The 26,101-nt window shown below is 70.0% G+C and carries 26 protein-coding genes and 1 tRNA gene; 17 read left to right on the forward strand and 10 right to left on the reverse strand.

Annotation, left to right across the window (positions count from 1 at the left end; genetic code table 11):
- Positions 1–104 precede the first annotated feature (104 nt).
- The 5 genes from ACLVWQ_RS09955 to ACLVWQ_RS09975 all read right to left on the reverse strand — a co-directional run bounded on the left by ACLVWQ_RS09955 (position 105) and on the right by ACLVWQ_RS09975 (position 6,408).
- Entirely contained in the window at positions 105–2,012 is a 1,908-nt protein-coding gene (locus ACLVWQ_RS09955) for an anthranilate synthase family protein (protein ID WP_414107942.1), read from the reverse strand.
- The gene (locus tag ACLVWQ_RS09960; protein WP_414107944.1) at positions 2,009–2,632 is read right to left on the reverse strand and encodes an isochorismatase family protein; all 624 of its coding nucleotides are present in this window, start codon (positions 2,630–2,632) and stop codon (positions 2,009–2,011) included. Before ACLVWQ_RS09960 ends, ACLVWQ_RS09955 begins: the two co-directional genes overlap by 4 nt.
- Before the next feature lie 119 nt (positions 2,633–2,751).
- The gene (locus ACLVWQ_RS09965; RefSeq protein ID WP_414107945.1) at positions 2,752–3,522 is read right to left on the reverse strand and encodes a 2,3-dihydro-2,3-dihydroxybenzoate dehydrogenase; all 771 of its coding nucleotides are present in this window, start codon (positions 3,520–3,522) and stop codon (positions 2,752–2,754) included.
- A 129-nt stretch (positions 3,523–3,651) separates the two neighbouring features.
- A complete protein-coding gene (locus tag ACLVWQ_RS09970) occupies positions 3,652–4,860 on the reverse strand; it encodes a 3-deoxy-7-phosphoheptulonate synthase (protein WP_414107946.1) in 1,209 nt (402 codons plus the stop codon).
- A gap of 393 nt (positions 4,861–5,253) precedes the next feature.
- Positions 5,254–6,408: an IS701 family transposase gene (locus ACLVWQ_RS09975; protein WP_414107947.1), complete on the reverse strand. Its 1,155-nt coding sequence runs from the start codon at positions 6,406–6,408 to the stop codon at positions 5,254–5,256.
- Positions 6,409–6,914: 506 nt separating this feature from the next.
- Between ACLVWQ_RS09975 and ACLVWQ_RS09980 the strand changes: the two genes are divergently transcribed.
- Positions 6,915–7,262 carry a hypothetical protein gene (locus ACLVWQ_RS09980; protein ID WP_414107948.1) on the forward strand — a complete coding sequence of 116 codons (348 nt, stop codon included), beginning with the start codon at positions 6,915–6,917 and terminating at the stop codon, positions 7,260–7,262.
- A gap of 1 nt (position 7,263) precedes the next feature.
- On the opposite strand, the gene ACLVWQ_RS09985 is transcribed toward ACLVWQ_RS09980, so the two are convergent.
- Entirely contained in the window at positions 7,264–7,911 is a 648-nt protein-coding gene (locus ACLVWQ_RS09985; RefSeq protein ID WP_414108099.1) for an NAD(P)-dependent oxidoreductase, read from the reverse strand.
- Between the two features lie 125 nt (positions 7,912–8,036).
- Between ACLVWQ_RS09985 and ACLVWQ_RS09990 the strand changes: the two genes are divergently transcribed.
- Positions 8,037–8,819, forward strand: a complete 783-nt coding sequence (locus tag ACLVWQ_RS09990) for a TetR/AcrR family transcriptional regulator (RefSeq protein ID WP_414107949.1) — start codon at positions 8,037–8,039, stop codon at positions 8,817–8,819.
- 255 nt (positions 8,820–9,074) lie between these two features.
- Positions 9,075–10,076 carry a 3-oxoacyl-ACP synthase III family protein gene (locus ACLVWQ_RS09995; RefSeq protein WP_414107950.1) on the forward strand — a complete coding sequence of 334 codons (1,002 nt, stop codon included), beginning with the start codon at positions 9,075–9,077 and terminating at the stop codon, positions 10,074–10,076.
- Positions 10,077–10,366: 290 nt separating this feature from the next.
- On the opposite strand, the gene ACLVWQ_RS10000 is transcribed toward ACLVWQ_RS09995, so the two are convergent.
- Positions 10,367–11,047 (reverse strand): NAD(P)H-dependent oxidoreductase, encoded by a 681-nt coding sequence (locus ACLVWQ_RS10000; protein WP_414107951.1) that lies wholly within the window; start codon positions 11,045–11,047, stop codon positions 10,367–10,369.
- Positions 11,048–11,250: 203 nt separating this feature from the next.
- On the opposite strand from ACLVWQ_RS10000, the gene ACLVWQ_RS10005 reads away from it, so the two are divergent.
- The 6 genes from ACLVWQ_RS10005 (at position 11,251) to ACLVWQ_RS10030 (ending at position 15,934) form a co-directional block, all read left to right on the forward strand.
- Entirely contained in the window at positions 11,251–11,655 is a 405-nt protein-coding gene (locus ACLVWQ_RS10005) for a YybH family protein (protein ID WP_414107952.1), read from the forward strand.
- A 9-nt stretch (positions 11,656–11,664) separates the two neighbouring features.
- Positions 11,665–12,807 carry an amidohydrolase family protein gene (locus tag ACLVWQ_RS10010; protein ID WP_414107953.1) on the forward strand — a complete coding sequence of 381 codons (1,143 nt, stop codon included), beginning with the start codon at positions 11,665–11,667 and terminating at the stop codon, positions 12,805–12,807.
- 6 nt (positions 12,808–12,813) lie between these two features.
- The gene (locus ACLVWQ_RS10015) at positions 12,814–13,623 is read left to right on the forward strand and encodes an arylamine N-acetyltransferase family protein (protein WP_414107954.1); all 810 of its coding nucleotides are present in this window, start codon (positions 12,814–12,816) and stop codon (positions 13,621–13,623) included.
- 28 nt (positions 13,624–13,651) lie between these two features.
- Positions 13,652–14,464, forward strand: a complete 813-nt coding sequence (locus tag ACLVWQ_RS10020) for an arylamine N-acetyltransferase family protein (protein WP_414107955.1) — start codon at positions 13,652–13,654, stop codon at positions 14,462–14,464.
- Positions 14,465–14,558: 94 nt separating this feature from the next.
- Positions 14,559–15,584: a 3-oxoacyl-ACP synthase III family protein gene (locus ACLVWQ_RS10025; protein ID WP_414107956.1), complete on the forward strand. Its 1,026-nt coding sequence runs from the start codon at positions 14,559–14,561 to the stop codon at positions 15,582–15,584.
- Positions 15,585–15,718: 134 nt separating this feature from the next.
- Complete coding sequence (locus tag ACLVWQ_RS10030) at positions 15,719–15,934, forward strand: DUF6059 family protein (protein ID WP_414107957.1); 216 nt, start codon at positions 15,719–15,721, stop codon at positions 15,932–15,934.
- 61 nt (positions 15,935–15,995) lie between these two features.
- Here the strand turns inward: ACLVWQ_RS10030 and ACLVWQ_RS10035 are convergent, their stop codons facing one another.
- The gene (locus ACLVWQ_RS10035; RefSeq protein WP_414107958.1) at positions 15,996–17,000 is read right to left on the reverse strand and encodes a hypothetical protein; all 1,005 of its coding nucleotides are present in this window, start codon (positions 16,998–17,000) and stop codon (positions 15,996–15,998) included.
- A gap of 381 nt (positions 17,001–17,381) precedes the next feature.
- On the opposite strand from ACLVWQ_RS10035, the gene ACLVWQ_RS10040 reads away from it, so the two are divergent.
- The 8 genes from ACLVWQ_RS10040 to ACLVWQ_RS10075 all read left to right on the forward strand — a co-directional run bounded on the left by ACLVWQ_RS10040 (position 17,382) and on the right by ACLVWQ_RS10075 (position 23,276).
- The gene (locus ACLVWQ_RS10040; protein ID WP_414107959.1) at positions 17,382–17,636 is read left to right on the forward strand and encodes a type II toxin-antitoxin system VapB family antitoxin; all 255 of its coding nucleotides are present in this window, start codon (positions 17,382–17,384) and stop codon (positions 17,634–17,636) included.
- The gene (locus ACLVWQ_RS10045) at positions 17,636–18,055 is read left to right on the forward strand and encodes a PIN domain nuclease (RefSeq protein WP_414107960.1); all 420 of its coding nucleotides are present in this window, start codon (positions 17,636–17,638) and stop codon (positions 18,053–18,055) included. Before ACLVWQ_RS10040 ends, ACLVWQ_RS10045 begins: the two co-directional genes overlap by 1 nt.
- A gap of 1,665 nt (positions 18,056–19,720) precedes the next feature.
- Positions 19,721–19,912 carry a hypothetical protein gene (locus ACLVWQ_RS10050; protein ID WP_414107961.1) on the forward strand — a complete coding sequence of 64 codons (192 nt, stop codon included), beginning with the start codon at positions 19,721–19,723 and terminating at the stop codon, positions 19,910–19,912.
- On the forward strand, positions 19,909–20,115 hold the full coding sequence (locus ACLVWQ_RS10055; RefSeq protein ID WP_414107963.1) for a hypothetical protein: 207 nt from the start codon (positions 19,909–19,911) through the stop codon (positions 20,113–20,115). Before ACLVWQ_RS10050 ends, ACLVWQ_RS10055 begins: the two co-directional genes overlap by 4 nt.
- 820 nt (positions 20,116–20,935) lie before the next feature.
- Positions 20,936–21,676: a DUF6879 family protein gene (locus ACLVWQ_RS10060; protein WP_414107964.1), complete on the forward strand. Its 741-nt coding sequence runs from the start codon at positions 20,936–20,938 to the stop codon at positions 21,674–21,676.
- Positions 21,673–22,521, forward strand: coding sequence for a helix-turn-helix domain-containing protein (locus ACLVWQ_RS10065; protein WP_414107965.1), 849 nt, complete (start codon positions 21,673–21,675; stop codon positions 22,519–22,521). The genes ACLVWQ_RS10060 and ACLVWQ_RS10065 overlap by 4 nt, the downstream gene beginning before the upstream one ends.
- A gap of 87 nt (positions 22,522–22,608) precedes the next feature.
- On the forward strand, positions 22,609–23,070 hold the full coding sequence (locus tag ACLVWQ_RS10070) for a hypothetical protein (protein ID WP_414107967.1): 462 nt from the start codon (positions 22,609–22,611) through the stop codon (positions 23,068–23,070).
- On the forward strand, positions 23,067–23,276 hold the full coding sequence (locus ACLVWQ_RS10075; protein ID WP_414107968.1) for a hypothetical protein: 210 nt from the start codon (positions 23,067–23,069) through the stop codon (positions 23,274–23,276). Before ACLVWQ_RS10070 ends, ACLVWQ_RS10075 begins: the two co-directional genes overlap by 4 nt.
- A 932-nt stretch (positions 23,277–24,208) precedes the next feature.
- Here ACLVWQ_RS10075 and ACLVWQ_RS10080 read toward each other — a convergent pair.
- A tRNA-Thr gene (locus tag ACLVWQ_RS10080) sits at positions 24,209–24,282 on the reverse strand.
- A gap of 112 nt (positions 24,283–24,394) precedes the next feature.
- Positions 24,395–25,996 (reverse strand): alpha/beta hydrolase, encoded by a 1,602-nt coding sequence (locus tag ACLVWQ_RS10085; protein ID WP_414107969.1) that lies wholly within the window; start codon positions 25,994–25,996, stop codon positions 24,395–24,397.
- Positions 25,997–26,101 lie beyond the last annotated feature (105 nt).

A 26,101-nucleotide genomic window follows, 5' to 3' on the forward strand; every position in this document is an offset into this window, starting at 1 on the left:
ACGGGAACGGCCGGGCGGGTTCTCCACCCGGCCGGCCGTTCCGGTCCGTTCGTGGTGCCTCGTCCCCTCGCTCCCCGTTCTTCCCTCGCGTCACGCGTCACGCGTCACGCGTCGGCGACGTGGGTCAGCAGCTCCGCGAGGATCCGTACGCCGTCCCTGGTGAGCACCGACTCCGCGTGGAACTGCACGGAGGCGAAGTGCGGCCCGCGGAGTGCGTACACCTCGCCGGTCTCCCGGTCCCGGCTCAGCTCCACCTGTCCCACGCCCGCGCACTCGGTCTTGTCCTCGCTCCACCGGGCCTCGAACGTGTTGTAGAAGCCGACCGACTCGCGCGCCCCGAAGAGGTCGATCTCCCGCTGCGTGCCCTGGTTGGGAACGTCCCTGCGGAACAGGTCGAACCCCAGCCGGTCGCACAGCACCTGGTGGCTGAAGCACACGGCGAGGAAGGGCCGGCGCCCGGTCAGCAGCGTGTCGACGACCGCGCGCAGCCGGGCAGTCTTCGGCTCGGCGGCGGCCCGCGGATCACCGGGGCCCGGACCGAGGACCACGAAGTCGTGGTCCTCGCAGGAGTACGCCTCGTCGAACCTGCGCACCGTCACGGCCAGCCCCAGAGCGGCCAGTTGCTGGCCGAGCATCGCGGTGAAGGAGTCCTCCGCGTCGACGACCAGGACGTTCGCGCCGTCCAGGGCCGCGACCCTGGGCACCTGAAGACCGTACCCGTCGAGCCAGAAGCGGGCGATCGGCGCGTTGCGTTCGGCGAGCGCCGTACGGACGCGGGGATGGTCGGCGTACCGGAAGGACCGCCCGCCCTCCAGCGCGGCGAGCAGCCCGGCCGCCTTCGCCCTCGTCTCCGCCGCCTCGGCGACCGGGTCGGAGTGGCGCACGAGAGTCGCTCCGACCCCGATACCGAGCCGCCCGCCGCCGTCTATCTCGGCGGTGCGGATCAGGATGGCGGAGTCCAGCGTGTGCGCGTCCGCCTCGTCCCGGCCCATCAGCGCGAGGACGCCGCTGTAGTAGCCGCGGCCCTCCGGCTCGTACCGCTCGATCACCCGGCAGGCGCTCTCCAGGGGGCTCCCGGTGACCGTGGGGGCGAGGAGCGTCTCGCGCAGGATCTCCCGCGGGTCACGGTCGCTGCGTCCCTCGATGAGGTACTCGGTGTGCGCCAGGCGCGTCATCTCCTTCAGGTAGGGGCCCACCACCCGGCCGCCACCCTCGCAGATGCGCGCCATCATCTTCAGTTCCTCGTCGAGGACCATGTACAGCTCGTCGGTCTCCTTCTGGTCCGCGAGGAACTCCAGCACCCCGGGCAGCGCGGGCCCGCTGGGCGGATAGCGGTAGGTCCCGCTGATCGGGTTCATCACGGCTGTGCCGCCGTCGAGGCTCACATGCCGTTCCGGTGAGGCGCCGACGAGCGTACGCGTGCCGGTGTGCACCAAGTAGGTCCAGTACGCGCCGGACTCGGTCTCCAGCAGGCTGCGGAAGAAGGACAGCGCGCTGCCCAGCGTGTAGTCCCGGATCTGGGCCCGGTACGTACGCCGGATGACGAAGTTCGCGCCCTGCCCGGTGCCGATCTCGTGCGCGAGCACGTCGCGCACCGTGGCGGTGTACGTCCGGTCGTCCGGTACGAAGCGGCCGTCCACCAGTTCCGTGGGCACCCGGGGCAGCCGGGGCAGCGCCTCGGCGAGCGGCAGCGTGTCCTGTTCGGCCACGCGCAGCGCGAGCAGCGGGGTGCCGTCGTCGACGCCTGCGTACCCGCGCTCACGGATCTGCCGGTACGGCACCAGGGCCAGGACGTCGTGCCGGGCACCGGTGCCGGGCCGGGCGCCGGTCCCGGGCCGGGCGCCGCCGCCCGCGGACCGCTCCGGGAGCGGGATCGCGGCGAGTTCGGGCCAGGCGTCGACCTCGCCGACCAGCACGTCGAGCCGGTCCCCGCCGCCCGCCGTCGAACGGTGGATCAGCGCGAAGGGCGGTGCCTGCGCCGCCAGCACCCTGTCCAGGAGGTCGGGGGTCACGCGAGGACCTCCTCGACCGTGGTGACGACGGCGCAGGAGCGCGCCGCGTGGTCGAGGGCCGTCCGGTGGCGCGCGGCCGAGAAGTCGGCGACGGCGTCGCCCACCAGGAACGTCTCGATGTCGTTGCTGAACGCGTCGACGGCGGTCGTCAGGACGCCCAGGTGGGCGTAGACCCCGCAGAGGATCAGCTGGTCGCGTCCGCCGGCGCGCATCCGTTCCAGCAGCCCCGAGCGGAAGAACGCGCTGTAGCGCCACTTGGTGAACACCCAGTCGTCGGGGCCGGGCGCCAGCTCCTCCGTGACGGCCCGGTGCCCGGAGTCCCCCGTCATGCCGGAGCCCCAGAAGTCCTTCAGGAGCCCGCGGTCGGCGTCGCTCATGTCGCCGGGCTGCGCGGTGTACGCGACGGGCACGCCGAGCGCGGCACAGTTCTCGCGCAGCCGGGCGATGTTGTGCACCAGCGGCCGCCTGAGGAGCGGGGGCAGCGCGCGGAGGAAGTAGTTCTGCATGTCGTGCACGAGCAGCACCGCGCGCTCCGGCTCGGCGTGCCAGGGCGCGACGGCTCCGGGCAGCTCGCCGGCGCCCGGCAGTTCGTAGGGTTCGATGAGGGGTAGGCCGGTCATGGGAGTCCTGCCTTTCGAGGCGTGGGCCGTACACGGTCTGTCCGGCGCGGTCTGTCCGGCACGGGTGTCCTGCTCGGTCAGTTCTGCGCGGTCTGTCCTGCGCCGTCTGTCCTGTCGGCCTACACGCCGAGCGTGGCGCCGCCGTCGACCGTGAGGCTGTGCAGGGTGATGTGCGCGGCCCGGTCGGAGAGCAGGAAGACGACGGCGTCGGCGATGTCGTCGGGCCGGGCCAGTTTCCGGAGCGGGATCCCCACGCGGTATTCCTCGGGCGCGCCGTCGAGGGTGCCGCGCGGTCCGCTCTCGTCGTGCCACATCGAGGTGAGCATCGGGGTGTCGGTGGAGCCGGGAGCCACCAGGTTGCAGCGGATCCCGTACTCGGCGACCTCCAGTCCGAGGCACTTGGTGAACATCGTGGCGGCGGCCTTCGACGCCGCGTAGGCGGCCATGTGTGTGCGCGCCGTGCCGGCCGCGTTGGACGCGACCGTGACGACGGCGCCCCTGCGGCGCGGCACCATCCGGTTGACGACCGCCTGCGACATCGCGAAGACGCCGGTGGCGTTGACCGCGAGGGTGCTGTCCCAGTCGTCGGCGGACAGCAGGCGGGCCTCGCCCAGGCGGAGCACACCGGCGGTGTTGACGAGGTGGTCCAACGGCCCGAGGCGCTGTTCGACGCGGTCGACCACGCGGTCGACCTCGGTCCGGTCGGTGACGTCGGCGGGGAAGGCCTCTGCGGTGAGTCCGTCGGCGGCCAGTTTGCGCACCATCCGGAGCAACGCGTCGGCGTTCCGGTCCACCGCGGCGACCTTCGTGCCGTGCTCGGCGAGCGCCCGGACCACCGCGCCGCCGATCCCGCCCGCTGCTCCGGTGACCAGAGCGATCTTGCCCTCCATGTGCCTCCTCCTTCACTCGGTTCCTTCACTCGGTCCTTCGTCCGGCCCCTCGCGCCGTTCCTCCGCGCCGTTCCTTCGCCCAAGAGGTCGCCGGCTCACCCCGGGGCCAGGTGTCACGCGCCCCAGGTGTCACGCGCCCCAGGCCGCGACGACGGACACCGCCTGATCCGGGCGGAGCCGCGGGTCGCAGAGGCTGGTGTACGTCTCACGCACCTGGTCGGCGGCGGAGGCGGCGGCGGACGGATTCGGGGCGCACTCGGTCACGTCGTCCGGCGTGGTCTCCAGGTGCAGACCGCCGGCGACCCCGCCGGACGCCCGGACCGCGGCCCGGAAGTCCCGCACCTCCTGGGTGATCCACTCCACGTAACGGGTCTTGCGTCCGTCCGCGGTGGTGACGGTGTTGGCGTGCATCGGGTCGCACAGCCAGATGACGGGGTGCCCGGCGGCGCGCACCGCCGACACCAGCGGCGGCAGCCGGCGCGCGGCGAGCTGGGCGCCCATCCGGGCGATCAGGGTGAGCCTGCCCGGCTCCCGGCCGGGGTCCAACCGCTCGCACAGCGCGAGCAGTTCACCGACGGTCATGCCCGGCCCCGCCTTGCAGGCGACCGGGTTGGCCACCGCGGAGAGCAGGGCCACGTGGGCCCCGTCGACCTGCCGGGTGCGGTCGCCGATCCACGGCCAGTGCGTGGAGGCCAGGTACGGCGTGCCCGCGGGATCCCGCCGCACCAGGGGGAGTTCGTAGTCCAGTACGAGCGCCTCGTGGCTGGTCCATACCGGCGGCCCGGCCGATGGCCCGGCCCACGGCCCTGCCGACGGCTCGGCCCGGCCGCGGCGCCCGCCGAGGTGGCGCAGGACGTCGCCGGACGCCCGGTAGCACGTCACCATGCGCTGCGGATCGGGCCGCCTGGCCAGCGGGTCCGGCTCGGGGCTGTTGACCATGTGCCCTCGGTAGACGGGGAGTTCGACGTCGCCGACCCATTCCGTGGGCTTGGACCGCGGCTTGCCGAACTGCCCCGCCATCCGTCCGACGCGGACCACCGGACGACGGGTGGCCGCCGTCAGCTCGGCCGCGAGCGCGTCGAGCAGGCCCGTTCTGCGGGCGACATGGTCCGCGGTGCACTCCGCCGGGTCCTCCGCGCAGTCGCCCGCCTGCACCACATGGGCGGCACCGGAGGCCACGGAGGCCAGGGCCGAGCGCAGTGCGCGTACGTCCTCGGATCCGACGAGTGCCGGAGCGCGCAGGAGCCGCCGCCGTACCCGTCGCAGCTCCTCCTCGTCGTCCCACCGCGGCTGTTGGCAGGCCGGCTTCGATCCGAGTTCGAGCACGGGGTTGTCCACTGATCTCTCCTGTGGGGATGACCGGGTGCGCAGATGGGTCACGCGGATGGGTCGCGCGGATGGGTGAGGGGAGGCAGCGGCGCGGAGCTCCGCGGGGGTGTCCGGCAGGAGCGCGGGCACAGCCCCCGCTCCTGCCGCCCTGCTCCGGCCGTCCCGCTCCGGCCGCCGTGTGCGGTCGCGGAGCGGGACGGCCGCGCCCCCTGGTGCGGAACCGGGTGATCGGTCGCCGCCGCGTCGTCCGGCGCCCGGACAGCCGTCAAGACGTACGAGACGTGCGAGACGTGCGAGACGTACGAGACGCCTCGACAGCCGTCCGGTGGAGAACCGGTCCTGCGATGAGACCGATCCTGTGGTGCGGGGCAGGAGCCCGACAACACGCGGCTCGGCACTTCGTCAGGTGCCGTGCCGCGCCCCCGCCGCCTCCTGCCAGTCCGTGACATCCGCCGAGGCGAGCACGGACACCGCGTGCGCGGCCGACGCCAGGGTCATGTGCCGGTGCCAGCCCTCGAACGACCGGCCCACGTAGTCCTCGATGCCCACGGTCTTGGACACCTGCGCGTAGTCGTGCTCGACGCGGTCCAGCAGTGTGCACAGCGCGAGCAGGGCGGCCGGCTGCGCACGTGTCAGGTCGGTGACCCACAGCTGCGGGGCGTCCTGCTGCCTGCTCGACTCGGACAGGGCGATCAGCGTCAGGGGCCGTGCCGCTCCCGACCGCCGCATGCTCGGCCTCGCCGAGCCCAGGCGCACGGTCACGGTCGCCAGCTGTCCCGTCCGCAGACCGCCGCCGGGGCCGGGCCGGAGCCAACGGACGGGGCGCCGGGAGCCGTTGCAGGCCCGCGCGGCCTCCCACGCCTGCATCCTCGTGGACCCCTGGTACCCGGTCAGCGCCGGGTCGGTGACGACGAGCGGAAGCGATTCGTCGATGCGCGACATCAAGGGGATGCCCCGCCTGCCCAGCCGGTTCACGATCGCGGGCACGTCCATGGCCCGTGCGTCCAGCACCACCGGGCGTACCGGCATCGCCCACTTCGTCATCATCTCGACGCAGAGTTTGGCGGCCCTGTCGGTCACGGGCTCCACCTCGGCGCTGTCCGGGATGGACGCCCGGCTCCGGCGCGATCCGTCGTCGATCCAGACCCGCGGCAGATGGAGGTCCCAGTCCACCGGGCTGCTCCGCCTGCCGGAGGCGGCCCAGACGCTGACCGCCTGCTGGGCGTTGAGCACCCGGCCCTCGGCCGGTACGAAGCGGCGGTCGACACCGACGGAGTGCTGGCCGGCCTTGCGGATCACCGTGTTCTGCACCACCCAGGCCTCCACGGGAAGCCGCGGTACCAGATACCGGGTCAGGGCCTGGCGCACCGGCATCCAGTCCCAGGTGGACTCGCTGATGAAATGGTGCAGGCTCTGGTCTACCGCTCGCCCTCCGATGAGATTCGCGATATTCCTGATGGATTTGCGCCCGGTGACCTTCAGCAGCCCTTTTACGTACGTCACGCCTTTCTTGCGCTGGTCGGCTCTGGGCAGGGACGCGAAAAGGGACGTCGACATTTCCTGGAGTAAATCATCACTTACGCCTTCGTCGGGCGAGCGACTTACTCCCCTTATTCCACTGTGAACGGTGACCAGCGGCAATGGCACTGCAGTACCCCCGTACATACGACTCTCGTCAGGCAGATGGCGCCCTCGAATGGATCGTGCAGTTTCCCCGTGCACCTTGGCGACACGCGCGTACCGGGGGCGGCTCTCCGTGACCTCCGCCGGGCGCAGGGCGTTGCGATCTTCCGGCGGAAGCTGATCACGCCATGCGGACGAGCCCGAATCGCGGCACCACGTGTCCGAGCCCGCCCCCTTCCTGCGGTTGCCATAAAGCTGCCAAAGCAGATGTGATTTTATGGGCCCGTGCGGCGTTCCTCCACGGTGAGGATTGACATCTGTCACCTCGCTCACCGAAGAGGCACAACGCACCGTCGGGAACTCGTCGGCACCACCGGACATGACGGACTGTTACCGGCCCGATTGACAGCGATCTCACGGGTGGCCTCACCCTCATGGGCATGGACATCACCGGGAAAAGAAAAGCGGAATCACCGGAACCGGCGGACGGCAATTCCGGTCGTCCAGGGCCGACGGAGCAGGCCGACGATCAACTCGGCCCCGCGGAATACAGCTTTCCGACCGGCCTGACGACGCCCCAGGCATTCGACACCTACACCCTGGCCGGACCATTGCTCTGGGACGCGGACGGCGACCTGGACCCATGGGCCGACGACCTGCCGCCGTCCTCACCAGCGTCCTCACCGCCGTCGTCACCGTCACCGTCACCGTCACCGTCATCGGCGCCGTCACCGTCGTCGGCGCAGGCCCAGTCGCAGACGCAGGCACCGCCTCAGCGAGAGCCGTGAATCAGCGACGGTCGCTGGACGTCACGTACACGGTGTCGCGCACCGGGCCGCACCGCACCGTCCGGCGGAGGAGCAGATGGGCGAGATCACCGCGGGACGTCCAGGCGCCGGGCAGGGCGTGCGGGGAGGTCCGGTAGTCGGTGGGGCTCACGCCGATCAGACGGCCGGCCCTGACGAGGGTCCAGTCCAGCGCGCTGCCCCGGACGATGTCCTCCATGCGCCCCATGTCCCTGTGCACACCGAGCATCCGCGCCTGGAAGACGCGGCGCCGCACCTCCCGGCGCCACAGCGCCCGCCCCGGGCCCGACCCCGACCCCGCGCCCGGGTCGAGCCCCGCGGAGCTGACGCACACCAGACGCCGCGTCCCGTGACCGGCCATCGACCTGACGATATGGGCCGTGCCCTCCGAGTAGACCGTGACGGGTCTCCTGGTCGGGGGCACGCCGATGACCGAGATCACCGCGTCATGGCCCGCCACGACCCAGTCCACCGCTTCGGCGTCCCGTACGTCGACCTCGGCCACCTGCAACCCCCGGTCGTAGAACGGGAACTCCCGAGGCCGCCGGGCGATGGCCGTGACCGAGTGCCCCGCCGCGACGGCCATGGCGGCGACCAGACGCCCCGTGGCACCGTTGGCGCCGAACACCACGAGCTTCAAGAGACCTCCCGCTCGAACCATGTTCCAGTACCCGTACGACGTTCGGTGCGATAGATCAACGTACTACCCTGGTCGGGCAGTTGAGCATGAGAGCCGGAGAGGCTGGTGGCACCGTCGTGAACAAGCCACGGGGGAACGATTCGGCGGACCCGGACCCGGACCCGGACCCGGGCCTGGACTCGCACTCGGCCCCGGACTCGGACTCGGACTCGGACTCGGCGCACAGCGTCTGGCTGCGCCCGCCGGTTCCGCCCGCGGTACCGCCGCTGACCCTGGAGCGCATCACCGAGGGGGCGGTCGCGCTGCTGGACGAGGAGGGCATGGACCGGCTGACCATGCGTCATCTCGCGGAGCGGCTCGGCGTCGGCACCACCACGCTCTACTGGCACATCAAGACCAAGGCCGACGTGATCGACCTGGCGATCGACGCCATCTTCGGCGAGACCCCGCTGCCCGACGGGGACTCCGGTGACTGGCGCGAGAACATCGTCACCCTCCTTTCGGACTGCCGGGCCACGCTCCTGCGGCACCCTTGGTCGGCCGCCCTGCCCCTGCGTCAACGGCCCTCGATCGGACCGAACTTCCTCGCCTGGATGGAGTTCCTGCAAGCCTGCCTGGTACGTGTCGGCTTCCGGGGCCAGGCGGCCACGGCGGCGTGCTGGCTGCTGTACAGCCACCTCCAGGGGTCCACCGCCAGCCAGTCCAGCCTGCGCTGGTCCGACTCCGAACGCACGGCGGCACAACAGCAGTTGCACCACCACCGGGACACCTATCCGACGCTGGCGGCGCACGACTACCTGCTCGACGACGACTGGGAGCAGAACTTCCACCTGGGACTGCGGTACGCGCTCGACGGCCTCCAGGCCCAGATCGACCTCCGCCGGCGACCCGTCACATGACACGCCGACGACCGGTCACCTGACAGACCCTCGGAGTTCCGGTGGACCGCGCGGGCGCGCGCCCACTGTCCTGATGTCTGTGATCCGTCGCATCCGGCCGACCGTCCCGTACGGCGTCGGGCCGGTGCGTGACGGAGGCGCCGGACGGCGCCGAACAGACGGCACACCGACACCGGAGCCGGGATCCGACCCGTTCCCGTCGTGTCCGGCCCGGAGCGGGTGGCCGTACCCATCAGGACGACAGGGGAGCAGACCATGATCACATGTGGTGCGGTCACCGGAGGCCCCGGAATCCTCGGCACGGGCTCCTACGTGCCGAGCCGGGTCATCGACAACAAGGACATCAGCGACCTGGTCGGGGTGTCGGAGGAAGCCATCTGGCGCAAGACGGCGATCCGCGAGCGGCGCTGGGCCAAGCCCGAGGAGGCGACGTCGGATCTCGCCGTCGCCGCCGCCAGGGCCGCTCTCGAACAGGCCGGCCTCAGCGCCTCCGAGCTGTCCGTCGTCATCGTGGCGACCTCCACGCCCGACCACCCGCAGCCACCGACCGCGAGTGTCGTGGCGGACGAACTCGGCGCGGGCCACGGCACCGCGGCCTTCGACGTCAACACGGTGTGCAGCGGCTTCACCTACGCCCTGCCGGTCGCCGAACGGCTCCTGGCAGGCGCCGAACAGGGCTACGCGCTGGTCGTCGGCGCCGACGTCTACTCACGCATTCTGGACCTCGGCGACCCCCGCACCGCCCTGCTGTTCGGCGACGGCGCCGGCGCGGTCGTCCTGGGCCCGGGTGAGCGGCGCCGGCTGCGGTCCACCCGGCTGGCCGGCTTCGGCGCGACACGTGACCTCATCCAGGTCCGCGCGGGCGGCAGCCGCCTGCCGGCCACGGAGGAGACGCTACGGGCAGGGCTGCAGCACTTCTCGATGGACGGGCGGGGCGTGAGCGACTTCATCGAGACCGTGGTGGTCCCCGGCATCCGGGAGTTCCTCGCGGACAACGGGGTACGGCCCGACGAGCTCGCGCACTTCGTACCGCACCAGGCCAACGGAAGGATCCTGGAGACGGTCGCCGAGAGCCTGGGGATCCCGTCCGGGCGGATGGCCACCACGGTCACCCGGTACGGCAACACGGGTGCCGCGTCGGTGCCCATCACGCTGGACCACCTGAGCCGTTCGGGCGCAGTGGCCGAGGGCGATCTGCTGCTCCTCGCCGCGTTCGGCGGGGGCATGTCCATGGGGCTGACGCTGATCACCTGCTGAACGAACCGCCGCCCGGCTCCTCTTCGACCGCGACTGCGACTGCCACTGCGGCGGGGACGGGGAGCCGGGCGGCGGTGATCCGACGATGGACCGGGTGTGCGCGGTTGTCCGACGACGGAAACGGAGTCGGGAACGTAAGCGGAAACGTAGGCGGAAACAGAAACGGAAAAAGGCTGGGCACACGCAACGACCGGCCCGCTCGGGGCCGGTCGCTGTCCGTCGTCACGCGCTCTTCCGCTCGGCCTCTCGCCTCTCAGTCCGGCGACAGGTAGCAACGGGTAGCGACAGGTTCAGTCCATCGACAGGTGGGGGAACTTCCTGGCGAGGTCCTCCAGGCTGACGTACTTGATGGCCGACTCCGTCTGCCGGAGCCCGATCTGGTAGGCGGTGGCGACCTCCACGACACGCTGCGTCTGGTACTCGATCGCCCTGAGGTTGTCCTCGTGCACCTCGCTCGCCAGATGCCGGGAGATGCTGCACGTGCCGTACGGCGAACCGTTGTGCTCCGAGCCCAGGATCTCGACGCTCGATCCGTTCGGCACGATGAGCGAACCCCAGTGGCACAGCGAGTTGTGCAGGGCCAGGATCGCCGTCTGCTGGCCCGCGTGGGCGGCGGACCCCGAGGCGAACACGGTGACGGCCTTGTTCACCAGCATGCCCGGGATGGCGACCGGGCCGGAGTGGTCGATGAAGTTCAGGATCTGCGGGGCCGGCAGCCCGAAGTGGACCGGAGTGCCGATCATGATGGCGTCCGCCCAGACCAGATCGTCCAGGGTGGCGACGGGCAGGTCGGCGGTGGCGGCGCCGACCTCGTCGTACGCCTCCCTGTCGAGCACCATCGGGTCCGGGAGCTCGCCGACCTTGAACAGCTTCGGCTCGGCGCCCGCCTTCTCGGCGGCCTCGGCGGCGGCCGCCGCCAGCTGGAACACGTTGCCGCTCCGGGAATGGAAGATGATGGCTACCTTGATCATGGGCACTCCTCGCCACTCGTCTTTTCGGTCACCACGTCACGATCGATACGAGCGGCATCATGAGTTCCGGGAAACCGGTAAGCACAGCCGGGGGCCGCACAGTTCGTCAGGTCGCAAGAACTCCGGCACTCCGCGGACGACGACCTGACAGACTGGCCGGTGCCGGGTTGAGCGCGTTCCCGTGACACCGGTGTGCTGTCCCCATGGTGAATTCAACCGACCAGTCGACGGCCCTTCCGACAGACCTCGTGCGACTTCCCTCGGCATTCTCGGAGGCTTTCAACGCCGGCAATCTCGAAGTCCTGAAGATGCTTTTCGACCCGCACGCCATGCGCGTCCTGTCCCCCGGCAGATTCCAGGCCGGCGAGCAGCTCTGGGAGTCGAGCGACGAATCGCTCGCCCACCGGCTGCCCATCAGCCTGAAGGTGCGGCACGCCTACACGGTCGGTGACACGGCGCTGATGATCATCGACTACGTGCACGAGGGCCCCGGACCGGACGGCGAGCACGTCAGGATCGAGGGAACGGCCGCCGACGTCGCCCGGCGCGGCACCGACGGAGTCTGGCGCTGCCTGATCAGCAACCCCTCCGGCACGAGCAGGGACTGAGGACCGGGCATGCACGACAACACTCGGACACCCTCGGAGAACCCCCGGACACCCGCGGAGAACACCCGAGCACCCGCGGAGAACACCCGGCCCCCCGCGGGGGAACCCCAGCAACTCGCGGGGAAAACCCAGGCACTCGCCGGAGAGACCCGGACACCCGCCGGAAATGCACAGGCGCCCGTGGGAAAACCGTGGCTGCGCGCGATCGACGTGCACCACCACATCCTCCCGGACTTCTACCGCGACGAACTCCAGTCCCTGGGGATTCCGATCGTGCTGCCCGGCATCGACAAACCCACGTGGGATGTCGGATCCAGCCTGTCCATGATGGACCGCCATGGAATCCGGGCCGCCGTGGCGAGTGTCTGGCCGGGCGTTCCGACCTCCCTGGAGGCCAAACCGGCCGCGGAGTTCGCCCGCCGTGTCAATGAATACCTGGCCGGCCTGGTATCCGATCACCCGCACCGGTTCGGCGCGTACGCCGTGCTTCCCTTTCCCCACATGGACGCGGTGCTGGACGAGTTCACGTACGCCGTCGACGTGCTCGGCCTCGACGGGGTGGGCCTGCTCAGCAACTACGACGGCCTGTACGTCGGGGACCGCTCGATGGACCCGCTCTTCGCGGAATCGGCTCGGCGGCGCATGCCGCTGTTCGTGCATCCCACGGTGCCGGCCGGCGCCCGGCCGCTGCCGGAGCTGCCCGCGCCGTGGTACGAGTTCCCCTTCGAGACCGTCCGGGTGGCCGCCCAACTCCTCTGCAACCGGACGCTGGAGAACTTCCCGGAGCTGTCGGTGATCCTGCCGCACGGCGGGGGTGGTGTCCCCGCCCTCGCCGGACGGCTCGCCGCCGGGGCGCTCATCAGCCCGGCACTGGCCCGGCGGCTGCCCGCGGACCCGATGGACTCGCTGCGCCGGCTGTACGTCGACATCGCGATGACCGGCGACCCGCACTCCCTGGCGGCCCTGCGGTCGCTCATCCCGGCGAGCCGGATCCTCGTCGGCTCGGACTTCCCCCTCATGCCCGAGGCCGCGACGCTCGGCACCGGTCACCGCGTGCTGGCGCACGGGAGGTTCGACGCCGAGGAACGACTCCTTCTCGACCACCGAAACGCCGAGGGGCTCTTCCCGAGGCTCAGTGGAAAGGACGTGTGAGACATCGTGCTCGACGAACGGACCGTGTCCGCCTACCTGGACCGCATCTCCGCCGACGCGCCGAAGCGCCTCGACATCACCGCGCTGCGCCATCTCCACGAACGCCACGTGCTGTCGGTGCCGTTCGACAGTCTCGACTACCACTCCGGTGACGAGATCTACCTGGACGAGCGCGTCATCGACAAGATCGTGCACCAGCGCCGCGGCGGTGGGTGCTACGAGATCAACTCCGCGTTCTACCTGCTTCTCCAGGCGCTCGGCTTCGAGGTGACGGTGCATCAGGGCCGGATCCGCTTCGGCGACCGGGCCACTCCCCCGTACCACCACATGATGCTGACCGTCGCTCTCGACGGCGTCCGGTGGATCGCGGACGTCGGCTTCGGCAAGGGGAGCCGGCACCCCCTGCTCGTCGACTCCGACGACCTCTGGGACGAGGCGCACGGCGTGTTCTCCACCCGGCGGGTGGACCCCCGCAGCGTCGAGGTGGCACGGAACGGCGTACCCCAGTACCTGTTCTACGAGGAGCCCGCGGAACTGACCGATTTCGCCCAGACGATGTGGTGGTACCGGACCTTTCCGGGCTCCCCCTTCCTCCAGAACATCTTCTGTTCGCTGCCCTTGGAGAACGGCTGGGTCAGCCTGCGGGACGACCGGTTGACCGTCACCTCGGGCGAGGAGAGGACGACGGAGACGCTCGCGGACGACGACGCCGTCGTGGCCGCCTACCGGAAATGGTTCGGAATGAACCTGGACAAGCGGCCCGTGCCCAGTCCGCACACCACGAACGCGATCCGTTTCTCGTTCGAGCAAGACTGACGCATCCACTCCGCCCAAGGGACCTTCCATGCTGGACGCATCAACGACGGCCGCGTACCTGGAGCGCATCTCAGCCGCCCGACCGGACCGCCCCGACCTCGCCGCGCTGCGCCATCTCCACGAACGCCACGCGCTGTCCGTACCGTTCGAGAGCCTCGACTACCACCTGGGCAGGGAGGTCGAGTACACGGACGAGCACGTCATCGACAAGATCGTGCGCCAGGGCCGCGGCGGTGGCTGCGGCGAGATCAACATGTCGTTCTTCCTCCTGCTCCAGGCCCTGAGCTATCCGACGCGGCTGCACCACGGGCGGGTCTGGATCGGCGGCCGGCTCAACGCCCCGTACAACCACCTGGTGGTCACGGCGGAGGCCGAGGGCCGACGGTGGCTCGCCGACGTGGGGTTCGGCAAGGGCAGCAGGTACCCGCTGGCGCTGGACACCGCGGACGCACAGCCCGATCCGCACGGCGAGTTCGCCCTCCGTGCCGTGGACGACCGCTCCACCGACGTCCTGTGCGACGGGAAACCGCTGTACCGCTTCTACGACGACCCGGTGTCCCTCTCGGACTTCGACCAGGTCATCTGGTGGTACCGGACCAGTCCCGAGTCCCTGCTCCTGCAGAACATGTTCTGCCGGCTTCCCCTCGACGACGGCTGGGTCCTCCTGAAGGACGACGTGCTGACGGTCGCCAGGGGCACGGAGACGACGACCGAGAAACTCGCCGACGACGCCGCCGTCCTGGCCGCCTACGAGAACTGGTTCGGCATCAAGTTCGAGAAGAGGCCCACGCCCAGCCCCCATCGGAGCTCCTCCGTGCGCATGGCGTTCGAGGAGAAGTAGGTACCACGGCACCCCAACACCCGACACCCAACACCGCAGCGCCGGAGCCTCGGAGCACCTGAGCACCTGAGCCCCGGAGGAATGAGGAGGACGCATGCCCACCTGGGCACTCACCCCGGTCAGCCCGCGCAGTGTCGCCCTGGCACTGCCCCGACGGGTGGTCACCAACGAGGAGTTGTGCGCGTCGCTCGACACCACACCCGAGTGGATCGAGCAGCGGACCGGCATCAGGGAACGCCGCTTCCTCGAACCGCACGAGACCGTGGCCGACCTCGCGGTCGAGGCCGCGGAGAAGGCCCTGGCGGCGGCCGAGGTCCAGGCCGCGGGGATCGACGTACTCGTCGTGGCGTGCACGTCGCCCGACTGGGTCATGCCCTCGCTCGGCGTGACCATCGCCGCGCGCCTGGGCATCGCGACCCCGCGGATCGTCGACTTCACCCAGCACGCGTGCGCGTCCACCGTGTACGGCATGTACACGGCCGCGTCTCTCCTCCAGGAGCCGGGCCTGGAAACGGCGTTGATCGTCTGTGCCGAGCGCGGCTCCGGCGGCACCGATCCGCAGGACCGCGTCACACGCATCTTCTTCGGCGACGCCGCCGGGGCCACCGTGCTGCGCAAGTCGGACGGCCCTGACGGGCTGCTCAGTTACGACCTGGGCAACACCTATTCGGACGCCGTCCGGATGCCCGCGCCCTGGCGCCTGAACCAGGAGGTGCCGGGCTCTCCGACCGAGACACCGCGGACCCCGTATCTGCACATGGACGGCGCCGTGGTGCTGCGGGAGGCGATGACCCGGCTCCCGAAGTCCCTGAACGAGTCGCTGGCGTCGGCCGGCGTCACGGTCGACGAGGTGGGCGGCTTCGCCCTGCACCAGGCCAGCGCCAAACTCGTACGGCAGATCGGACGCATGGTCGGCGCCGACCCCGAACTCGTCCCCGTCACCGCGGACACGCTCGGCAACACCGCCTCGGTGTCGCCGCTGACGTCCCTCTGGCGGCTGGCCCACGAGGGCCACGCCCGGCGCTCGGACCTGCTCGTCATCGCGGCGATCGGAGCCGGCTTCCTCTTCGGCTCGCTCTGCTTCCGCCTCCCCGAGGACATCGTCGCCGCCGAGCTCTGACGGTGCCCGACGGCACGGAAAAGGTGACGGCGCCAGCGGACACCACTGGCGCCGTCCCCACCCCGACCGCCAGCCCGATCACGACTCACCCGCTCACCCGCTCACCCGCTCACTCGCTCGGAGGAACGGACCGCATGAAGTCCTTCGTACGACGCTGTGCCAGAGCAGCCTGGCGCACCCTGGTGGCCTACGGAGCCACGCAGACGGCCCTGCCCTTCCCCGCGGACCCCCTGTTCTCCAGCCCGCCGCCCGCAAACGGACCCGAACGACTGCTCCCCGACCAGCCGCTGACCGACCTCGAACGGTTCCTCACCCAGGAACTCGCGGGGCGGGGCAGGTCGGGCGCCTGAAGCGCACACCCCGCGCCCGGTCCCGCGTCCTCCCGGCAGCACCGACCAGCCGTCTCCGGCGCTACTTTCCGCCGCCGCTCCCGCTGCTGTTGTTGTTGTGCTTCTTGATGCCGGCGTGCAGGTCGTTGGGGTTGTTCGGGAACAGCAGATTGCGGCCGGGAGGACTGTGGCCGGTGGCGGCCTTGTGCACCCCGATCACGAAGTCGGAGCAGTTGTAGAGAAACACGTTGTATTCGTGGTTCAGATTCTTCTGAACGTACTTCTGTGCTTTCGCGAACTGCTTCGGGTCGAGGTCGACCGACAGCTCGGTGGTCGCCTCTGCCGGGTCGTCATAGTCCTTCCGCACCTGGCCGGGCACGCTCCGGTGCGGCGCGTCCGCATTGATCTGCCCGTTCTTGGGATAAAAGCCCGCGGAGGACTGGAACTTGTCGCCCTTGTAGAACGCAACCCAGGAGTGACCGACCCGGTTGAGGTAGTCCTCGTCACGGAAACTGGCGTTCTTCCGCACCATGACGCGAAGCGTGACGGCCTCGTCCTCACCAGCCGCCTGCCCTTGATCCTGCTGCTCCCGCCCCGCGGGCTCGGGCCGCCGGCCACCGGCCGACTCCCCGGTCTCCGGCACCGGGCCCCTGGTGTACCCGCCGTCCTCGTCCACCCGCCAGCCCTGCTGGAGTATGCGCCGGTGGGCCGCAGCGGGGTCGGGCGGCCAGGGCATCCGCTGAACGACCCGAGCGGCAGCGGGCACGCCGGCACCCGCTCGCCTCCCGGCCACAGGGACTTGGGCCCCGACGCCGACTTCCGTGGCGGGACTGCGCTGAACGGGCACTTCGGCACCCCGGGCCACCCGCCCGGCAACACCCTGCCGATGCCCGCGCTGAGCCAGCAGCCTGGCGGTACCGGAGTTACCGACCAACCGCTGGAGCGCCATCACCTCGCGCGGAGCGGGGGCAGCCCCGGCTTCGACCCCGGCGAAACTCTCGACCGCCGACGCACCACGGGCCACGACAGGCCGGACCAACCGGGCCGCTGCCCGCCCGTCCCCCTGTTGCCGCTCCTGCTCCCTCACCCACGGGCCCTTCCACTCGCACCTCAAGCCACCGCCTCGCCGTGCGGTCAGTCGCCGGAGAGAGGAAGCACCGAGTCATTCTCGACCCTCGGCACGGTCACAGACGCTGCCGCAGCACGAACACCGGACGAAAGACCAAAACCATGCACACACGGGCAGCGCCAAGGTGCCCACAGGTACCTCACCGCCGAAACCCCCGACAGGGGCGGAGCCGGCATGAAGACGACTGTCCATTTCTCACAAGGAGCGACCGCGCGACACGTCACCGTGATCACCGCAGCCTCCATCCACGACTGGACCTTCAATCAAAACGATATCTACCATCGCCAATAAATGGTATCGTTTCACTGGGGCGAAAGTATCTCCGAAAGGATCATCCACATGGCCAGAACCGTCATCGACCTTGATGAAGACATGGTCACCGAGGCCATGCGCATCTTCGGGACCAAAACGAAGGCCAAAGCCGTCCGCCTCGCCATGGAAGATGCCGTCAAGAGGCACCTGCGGCAGGAGGGCTTCGACGCCATGGAGGTCGGCGAACTCGACTTCAGTGAGATCGTCGAGAACACCGGGCCCCGCAACGCAGACGGCTCCCTCAAGCACAACGGCGACCGCGACGGAGGCCGGGCCGCCTGATGCAGGACCACTACCTGATCGACAAGTCCGCCCTCGCCCGCTGGACGAAGCCGAGCGTCAAGGAGGTGCTCAAGCCTCTGCACGAGCGCTACCTCCTCGCCGTATGCCAGCCCACCGAGTTCGAGATGATCCACTCTGCACGGGACAGCTCAGAAGCAACACGGATCAGCACCTGGCTCCACGCCTTCGACTACCTCCGCACCGACGACGACACCTTCCTACGCGCTCTCGAGATCCAGCGCCATGCCCTCAACGCGGGCTTCCACCGCACTCTGTCCCTTCCTGGCCTGCTGATCGCCGCCACGGCGGAACTGAACCGGCGAACGGTCCTCCACTACGACGGCGACTTCGACATGATCGCCTCCCTCACCGGCCAACCCGCCGAATGGGTCGTTCCGCCGGGTAGTGCCGACCGCTGAGCATGTCGGCCTTCCCCGCCTCCGATGCGTGTCCGGTGTCACTCTGGGCGATCGCTTGAGGTGTGGCAGCCGGCCTCCGTCAACGCGCCGTCGCCCCGCACAGCCTGACTCTGCGCGGATCCCTGCAGGGCCTGGTCCGGGCTCCGGGTGAGCCTCGTCGAACTGGCCTTCGCCGTCTTCTGATCGCGAGCGCTCCCTCGGCCTGTTCTACCTGCTCGGGACGGCGACGGGGGCTGTCGCCACCGGCCTGACGCTCCATACCCGGCGGACGTCCCCGACGGTGCTGGTACCGGGCCGCCCGCCTGGAGACAGAACGCGCCCAGCGCGTCCGGCTCACCGCGGCGATGGGGCGCTCACGGGCCGCACGAGAGATGCGCAACACATCGTTGGCTCAACCTCTCGGTCATGGTAGGTCTCGCCGACGGCGCCACGGACCTCGCTGCCCAGCGCGACAAGCGGTCCGCCGGGGCCCTGCGCGTCATGGCCGATTCCGGCCTCCAGCCCATGGGCGAAACTACGTCGTGCCCTCAGCGGAGTGCGCGCGGAGCAGGAGGGAGAGGGGCTCCTCAGCCCGCCTCCCAGGGCCCGTTCCTGGCCCCGTTGGGCGCAGATCGGCTGGTTGCCAGGCGGCCAGGGAAGTGTGCTGTCCGCCTGGTCGTCGCGGAGCAATTCCGCGTTCCCCATGGGGACGTCCTTGAACTTCAGCCTGGGGAATTACGTGGGGAATTACGCGAAGTTCCACGACTGGTCCTTGCCGTGTACCAGCATCGCGTGCGGCTCAGCCCGCAGCCGGGTCGCAGCGGGGGAGCCCGAGAGCGTCCGGGAAGTACTCCAGCGTGCTACTCAGAGCCGCGCTTTTGGAGTTCGCCGATAAACGAGGCCGCCATCTCCGCAGCCCCCGGCAGGCCCCGGCAGGCCCCGCGCCGCGGCCCCGGCCACACCATCGCCGGCCAGCTGCAGTACCTCACGCACGGTTCCACGCTGCAACACAGCAAGCAGCGCCACCCAGTCCTGAACGGCGAGCGAGCCAGCCCGTCCTCGTCCCATCCCTCGGCCACGGCTACGGCTACGGCCGTGACGCGCGCCACCGGGGACGTATGGCACCGGTCCGGTTTCCCCCGCCCGACGCCGTGGCCGGTGCCGGTCTCACCTGGCGCCTTCATGCGCAGGCAGTCATGCCCTGGTCAACGGTGCCGCTTGCCCAAAAGTCCGGGCCGGCACCTCGCCACTCGACCAACCCGGACTCGGCGCATACGCCTCGGCGATGTCCCGCAGCCCGTGCGCCCGGCCGAGGACCTCCCCGTCGATCCGGACGCGTCGGCCGCCTTGTTCGTCGGGCGGGTACACGACCACGGGCATCACGGAAGCCGTACAGCCGGTCTCATCCGCGAGGAAAGCTCGCGCCAGCACCCATCCGTTGAGGCGTCGGTTTCGGATCAAGGGCAAGGGATGCTGAGCGGCCTCCCCTGCTCGCTGCCCGGCCGCTGCTCAGGCTCCGGTTGGGCAGCGAGAGACACGGACGGAGGCGCTGCTGTCTGATCAAGAGACGATCCGCGTTGGGTAAAGTCGTGATCAAGAGCGGCAGTCTCCGGCGCAGGCGGGGCACGCAGCTCGTATGAAGATCACAACCCACTCCCCGAAGCACGTACCCATCGAGGTCGCCGCGTGACCCCCGAAGAGCGCCGGGAAATCCTCGGCGACGAGGTCATCGAGCAGATCCGCCAGCGCGTCGCTCTGGCCCCGGACCCGAGTCCGGAGCTGGTCGAGAAGCTTCGCAGGATCTTCGCCCGGCCCGGCGGCCCCATTCCGGCCCCGGCTGAGTCGGAGCCTGAGCACCTCACCGCGGTGCCGGCATGAGCGCCGGTGCGCTCTTCAACCGCGAAGAGATCGAACGTCGGCTCGGCCCGGCCGCAGTCGCGGCGGCGAAGCGTAATGCGGCTGCCGCGCCGCCGTTCCGGCCGGAGCAGATCGCTTTCCTACGGGCCCTGTTCGCATCGGTCCGTATCGCGGGGCCCAAGCAGGGCGCCGCAGCCGACGCCCCCTGCGGTGAGGAATCGTGAACAGCGAGCCGTTCTCCATCGCCGACTGCGAAGCCATCTTCGGGCCTGAGGCTGCGGCTCGTAAGAAGCGCGAGGCCGGCGAGGCCCCCCGGTTCACGCCGGAGCAGATCCTTGAAGGCCGACGTATCTTCGCCACGTTCCGCGTGCCAGAGGATCGGCTTACGGGTCGCGCGGGCCCGTAACAGCTATGCAGGTAACGGATATGCACTGCCGCTGAGCGCGAGAGAACGCGCCTCTCCACGACTGGGTTACTTCAAGTCGTTTCGCCACATAGCGCCAATGTCACATGGAAAGCTGACGCCCCAAACCCACAGTGAGAGGGCGAATGCACCCGCAACCACAACGCCACGTCCAGAAGCGTGGCGCGAACCACGGACTCCACATCTTCCTATCCGTGATCACCTGCGGCTTCTGGGCGATCACCGGCTGGCCGATCGCAGCCGCCATGGGCCGCAAGACCGTCACCACGTCATACGCACCGCTGCCACCCCAGCAGTACGGCTACCCGCCGCAACAGCATGGGCAGCAGCCACCTCAACAGTACGGGCCCCCACTCGGCGCCCCGTACAGCCACCAGCCGCCCCCTGGGCACAGCCCGAATACGCCCCAACCGTAGCGACCTGCCTGTGGGCGTCGCGGACAAGCACGGAAGGGGCACACGTATGGCCCCCGGTCACCTCAGCCGGGGGCCGTTCTGCGTTGCAGCAGTTGCGCACAATCGGCCCACACCAGGGAACACGCGCAATCTGCTGCAATCCTCGGGCGGAGTCCGCAAATCCTGCGCATGCTGAACCCCCAGCCAGCGCAGACGGAGGACACGATGACGCTCAGGTTCCTCGGCACGACCAGCGACGACGGAGACTGCCCCACCCTGTACGACATCGAGGGCACGGACGAGATCCTTGTGCAGGGCGACCGAGAGACCGCGCCCGAGCATCTCGCCCAGCTGCGCGACGTGAAGTCGAGCGAGACGTTCGTCCGCGTGCCCCGCAGCCTGCTGACCCGGTACGCGCCCCGCACGGAGGCCCCCGAACTTCAGCCGTTCGCGTCCGTCTCGCACCTTTTCAGCGAGTTCCGGCACACGGCCTGGCGGCTGGAGACCCGCCGCGGCTACGCCTCGGACCGCCGCTCTCCGCTCTGGCCCCGGTTCCTCGCGGGCGAGGACGTCGCCAACGGACCGGCCAACGCGTGGCGCCAGAACGTGGCCGAGCAGACCGCAGCAGGAAAGCGGTTCGAGCGTGTACGGATCGTCGACGAGCCCCTGACTCAGGGGCAGGCATTCCTCATGGCCCGAGCCCCCAGCAACGTCTCCGCGGGCGAGGACATCCGCAACCTGCCCCGCGCCCTCGCCGAGGAACTGCGGCTCCCGGATCACGACTTCTGGGTCCTCGACTCCAAGACCGTCATCCGCTTCGCTCACGACGACGAGGGCACCACCCTCGGGGTGTACGTCACCGAGGACCCGGCGGAAGTCCTCGCCACCTGCCAGGCCCGGGACGCCGCATGGCACCACGCAGTACGTACCGAAGAGTTCGCCGCGCAGGTACGTTCCACCGTGTGACCACAGACTTCCAAACCGCCAGGGAGGCCCTCGGCGCACGGCTGCGCGAACTGCGCGCCGAGGCCGGCCTGGAAGGCAAAGACCTCGCCGTTGCGCTCGGCTGGCAGCCTTCGAAGGTCTCCCGGCTCCAGAGCGGCAAACAGACCCCCACCGCCGCCGACATGACCGCATGGGCCCGCGGCGTCGGCCGTCCGGACGTCGAGGCCGAGTTGCGGGGGCTGCTCGCCGGGCTGGAGATGAAGCAGCGACACCGGTCCTGGCGTAGGCAGCTGGCCGGAGGGCACCGCGGCCGCCAAGAGATCGCCGTCCGGCAGACCGAGAACACGCGCATACTCCGAGGCCTTGAGGTCTCCCGGGTGCCCGGCCTGTTCCAGACGCCGGAGTATGCACGGACCATCTTCGACGCCAATGCGGAGTTCCGCGGTATCCCGCCGACGACCGAAGCGTCCGTCGAAGCGCGCATGCGCCGCCAAGCAGCGCTGTACGACCCGGAGAAGACCTTTCACTTCCTCGCGTGCGAGGCAGCGCTGTACCACCGCTCGTGCCCTGAAGACGTGATGGCCGAGCAGCTGGATCGGCTGTATAACCTCGTCGGGCAGCGCCGCATCGAACTCGGCATCCTGCCGTTCGGAGCGCAGCTACGCCGTACGGCCCCACACGCCTTCTGGATCTATGACCGTCGGCTGGTCATCGTCGAGACGATCAGTGAAGAGCTGTGGCTGACCGGCGAGGAGGACCTGGAACTGTACGAGCGGGCCTTCGAGTGGTTGGCCGAGTCCGCCGAGTACGGGGCGCCGGCCCGCCGCCTGATCGGGCGCGCGCGGGCGTCCCTGGACCTCGCCTGAGCAACCGTACGCAACTGCTGTGACCGCGTGCGCAATCGGGCGCAATCGGCAAGCAGATGCGCAATCGGCGGGCCTACGGTCCCGGTCATGGCCACACGGACACACAACCCGGACGCACGCCATGCGGGCCGCGACTGGCTCGCCAACTGCACCCCCACCCCGGATGCCGTGCACCGAGCCTGGTCCTCCGGCGAACTCGCGCTCGTCCCCTCCGGCGAACGCTGGCTCGCCGTCGAAGCCCCGTTCCTGCGCACCCTGGACGCGATGCAGCGGATAGCACCCGACGCTCTCGGGCCCGTGCTCGCTTATCCGGCCGCTGAGCGCGCCTGGTTGCTGGTCCCGCTCGATGCCGCCGAGCAGTTGGACGACGTCCAGCGGCTCACCGTGCACCCGCCCAAGTGGCCGCTGTACTGCCCGCCCGTCAACCGCCCGGTGCTTGGCCGCGTATGGATCGCACGGCCGCACGGGAGCGGACGCCTGACGGATCCCCTGCTGCTCGGCGCCTGCTTCGGGCCGGGCGGACGACTCCCTGCGGAGGCATTCGGATGACGCAACAGACGACTCAGGGGCGGCCTGTCACGCTGCCGGACCCGACGCGGCCACCACCGCCGGCACCCGGCTGTGACGTGTGCGCAGCGCTCGACAAGCAGCGCGTCCAGTACGAGCGTGCCCAGAACATCCGCCGCGCCACCGAGTGCGAAGTCGAGATCCGCAATCACCCTCACTCCAAGAAGGCCAGGGAGCCGAGGTCATGAGCGAAACGGCAAACGCTTCTGCTGCTGCCGCTCAGCGAGCCGACGGGGCTCCGGTCGGGTACGGATTCTGCGCATGGCATCAGGAGTTCACACGTGGCGTCCGGCTAGTCCGCGTGGAAGAAGCAGGGTCCGGGCCGAACACCGCGGGCAACAAGTTCGCGTGCGCACCGTGCCGTGAGAAGTACAGCCTGGTCCCGTTCGCAGACCGGCCGTTATGAAGGCCTACCTACGCCACGCCCCGCCACGGAGTTGAACGGGGAGCGGTACGCAGGCCGGGCCTGCTGCTACTGCGTCGCTCCACTGATGAGCGGCGCGGTGTCCGCCGGTATCTCCAAGGGGAGCATCGGCGCCCATGTCCTCGATATCGAGGTCAATGCTTGCCCTGCCTGCGCGTACCGGACATGGCGGTCCGAGGCATCATCTGGCTCCCGCCCGCCCTCTCGCACCCCAGGCACGAGAGGGCGGGCGGGACTGAGTGACATGAGGTCACTAAGTGGCCCACACGGGTGGGCGATGCACGTTTTGGCAGGTCAGTCCGCCCTAAACTCCAGGGCCCGAATCACGCGCTCGTGGGCAGCCAGGGTTCGCCCTGGCCGAAACCCCCGTCGGCCGAAACCCCCCGCGCGCAGGCTGCACGGTCGTTACGACCGTGCAGCCCCCCAGCGTTCCGCGTCAGCGCCTGGACACCTGCGTGGTCTGCTGGGCAACGCAGCTGTGGGGGACAGCCTGTCCTCCACAAATCCGTCGGGGATCGCGACGGAAACAGGGGGTGTGCCCGGCCGGCAGCCCTGCGTCTGCGGATCCTCGACGCGGACGAGCAACTGGCGCTGCAACTAGGCGGCCGACAAAATCCGAAACTCACCGGCGAATCGGGGTCACGAAAAAGCAAAAGCCCCAGGTCACGGCGAGTGAGAATCCTGGGGCTTCCACAGAGCCGCCTTCGGGATTCGAACCCGAGACCTACGCATTACGAGTGCGTTGCTCTGGCCAGCTGAGCTAAGGCGGCGCGTTGCCAGAACTATGGTGCGATCGGCAACGTCGGCAAGTCTACACAGTTTCCGGGGGTGCTCCGTACCTGCCCTGGAGGCACCCCCGGCGGGCCGGCCGTGGGGCGGGGATCAGGTCGTCGAGCAGCGCTTTCCGTTCTTGGGAGGGGTGCCTTCCAGGAGGTAGCTGTTGATCGCGGAGTCGATGCACGCGCTGCCGCGCCCGTACGCGGTGTGGCCGTCGCCCTCGTAGGTGAGGAGCGTGCCCGAGGAGAGCTGGGCGGCGAGGGACCGTGCCCAGGAGTAGGGGGTCGCGGGGTCCCGGGTCGTGCCGACGACCACGATCGGCGCCGCGCCCTTCGCCTCGATCCGGCGGGGCTCACCCGTCGGCTTCACCGGCCAGTAGGCGCAGTTCAGGGAGGCCCAGGCGAGCCCCCTGCCGAAGACCGGGGAGGCCTTCTCGAAGTCCGGGACGCCCTTCTCGACCTCCTCCGGGGACTCGAAGGCGGCCGGCAGGTCCAGGCAGTTGACCGCCGCGTTGGCGGCCATCAGGTTCGCGTACGAACCGTCCGCCTCGCGCTCGTAGTAGCTGTCGGACAGGACGAGCAGGCCCGCGCCGTCCTTCTCCTTCATGGCCATGGTGAGGGCCTCGCGCAGTTGCGGCCACGCCCCCTCGTCGTACATCGCGGCGATGACCCCCGTCGTGGCCAGCGACTCGCCGACCTTCCGGCCGTCCGCGTCACCCGCGTCGATGGGGCCCGCGTCCAGCTTCTGGAAGAAGGCCTTCAGGTTCTTGCCGACCTGCTCCGGCGACGTGCCCGCGTCGCCCAGCGGGCAGTCGGACTCACCCACGCAGTCCTTCGCGAAGGACCGGAACGCCGTCTCGAAGCCGGCCGTCTGGTCCCGGTTCATCTTCCGCGCGGGCAGGGACGGGTCCATCGCGCCGTCCAGGACCAGCCTGCCGACACGGTCCGGGTACAGCCCCGCGTAGGTCGCCCCGAGGAACGTGCCGTACGAGGCACCCACGTACGTCAGCTTCTCGTCGCCCAGCGCCGCCCGCGCGATGTCCATGTCACGGGCCGCCTCGACCGTGGACACATGGCGCAGCACCTTCGCCGAGCGCTCCCCGCAGCCCGCCGCGAACTCCTTGAAGGCGTCGACCAGTTCACCGGTCTCACGCGTGTCGTCGGGGGTCGTGTCGGTCTGCGTGTACGCGTCCATCCGCTGCCCGGTGAGGCATTCGACGGGCTCGCTGCGGGCGACGCCGCGCGGGTCCACCGCGACCATGTCGTACCGGGCACGGACCTTCGCCGGGTAGCCGATTCCCGCGTACGACTGGAGGTAGTCGACCGCCGAGCCGCCCGGCCCGCCGGGGTTGACCAGCAGCGAGCCGATCCGCTTGCCGGGGCCGGTGGCCTTCTTGCGGGCCACGGCCAGCCGGATGTCGCCCTTGGCCGGGGCCGCGTAGTCGAGCGGAGCCTTCAGCGTGCCGCACTCGAAGCCGGAGACACCGCAGGCCCGCCAGACCGGCCGCTGCTCGTAGTACGGGGCCAGCTCGGACGGGGTGGCCGCGGGCAGCGCACGCAGCGCCACCGATCCGGCCGGGCTCGCGGAACTCGTCGAACTCCCCGCGGAGCAGGCGGAGACAAGGAGTCCGGCGGCGGCGAGCAGCGTGCCGTACGCGCGGAGGGATCGGTGGGCCCGGGACGACCCGGGCCGGCGCCTGATGTACATCGGCCGAGCGTAACCCTGCGCGATGCTTCGATAGCTCAGAGTGGCAAGCGCGCCTCGTACGAGTGATGGCGTCAACTCACGGACCGCGGTCCGGACCAGCCGGGT

Origin of the sequence: Streptomyces sp. CWNU-52B, from assembly GCF_047444975.1 — a bacterium.
In the GTDB taxonomy this organism is placed as follows: domain Bacteria; phylum Actinomycetota; class Actinomycetes; order Streptomycetales; family Streptomycetaceae; genus Streptomyces.